The sequence below is a fragment of the Microbacterium sp. B19 genome, assembly GCF_000333395.1.
Classification (GTDB): Bacteria; Actinomycetota; Actinomycetes; order Actinomycetales; family Microbacteriaceae; genus Microbacterium.
Window position 1 is genome coordinate 1 of record NZ_BADA01000266.1, and the last position, 1,013, is coordinate 1,013.

Consider the following 1,013-nt stretch of genomic DNA (forward strand, 5'->3'; position numbering starts at 1 on the left):
CGCGCGGCGTCNACGGCGGCACGTCGTGCACTCGGGACCGCTCGCCGAACTGCTCGACGACGATCGCTCACTGACGGGTGCGTACCTGTCGGGGCGCCGGTCGATCGAAGCGCCGAAGAAGCGCCGGAAGATCGACAAGAAGCGCCAGATCACCGTCGTCGGTGCCCGGCCTCCTCGGCATCCATCCCCCGGGTGCGGTAGACGAGCGCGAGCTCGTTGGCGATCAACACCGCGGGCACCGCGGGAGCCCACGCGATCCAGTCGCCGATCGGCAACCTGACCCACACGCCGCACGGCTTCGGAGTCGCCGCGCTGCTGCCCTGGGTGATGCGGTACAACCTGCCGAGCCGGATCGCGGAGTTCGCCGAGATCGCGCGGCTCCTCGGTGCCGGCGACGCGTCCGCGAGCGACGAGGAGCGGGCGCGCGAGGGCATCCGCGCCGTCGAGGGACTGCTGCGGGCGCTGGGCGCGCCGACCGATCTCGCGACCCTCGGCCTGTCGCCCGACGACTTCGGCTTCGTCGCCGATCAGGCGCTGCTCGCCACCCGCCTCACCGCGAACAACCCGCGCGAGCTGACCCGTGAGGCGGTGCTCGAGATCCTCCGCCGCGGGCACGCCGCCGATCGCGACTGGTGGGGCGAGTGAGCACTCGGCCCATCGCGATCGTCGGGTCGGGCGCGATCGGCGTCGCGTTCGCGGTGCTCTTCGCCCGGGCCGGCCGCACCGTTGCCGTGTTCGACATCGACGACGCCGCGCTGGACCGCGGTCGCGCGGACGTCGAGGCGCGGCTGCGGCTGCTCGCCGACGCGGGGCTCCTCGACGAGGAGCCTCCCGTCGTCGCGGCGCGGATCGGATGGCATACGGATGCCGCGACGGCCGCGCGCGACGCGGAACTCGTGCAGGAGTGCGCCCCCGAGCGGGGCGACCTCAAGCGCGAAGTGCTGGCGCGGTTCGCGGCGGTGGCTCCCTCCGATGNCGTGCTGGCAAGCTCGACGTCGGGGATCGCTCCGTCG

At 73.6% G+C, this 1,013-nt stretch carries 2 protein-coding genes; both read left to right on the top strand.

Annotated elements, in window-relative coordinates; all coding sequences use genetic code 11:
* Positions 1-216: 216 nt before the first annotated feature.
* Positions 217-645 (top strand): iron-containing alcohol dehydrogenase, encoded by a 429-nt coding sequence (locus I5G_RS09865; RefSeq protein WP_026095821.1) that lies wholly within the window; start codon positions 217-219, stop codon positions 643-645.
* Positions 642-1,013 (top strand): 3-hydroxyacyl-CoA dehydrogenase NAD-binding domain-containing protein (locus I5G_RS09870; RefSeq protein WP_022878911.1); only part of this gene is annotated, 372 nt, incomplete at its 3' end. The genes I5G_RS09865 and I5G_RS09870, both read left to right, overlap by 4 nt.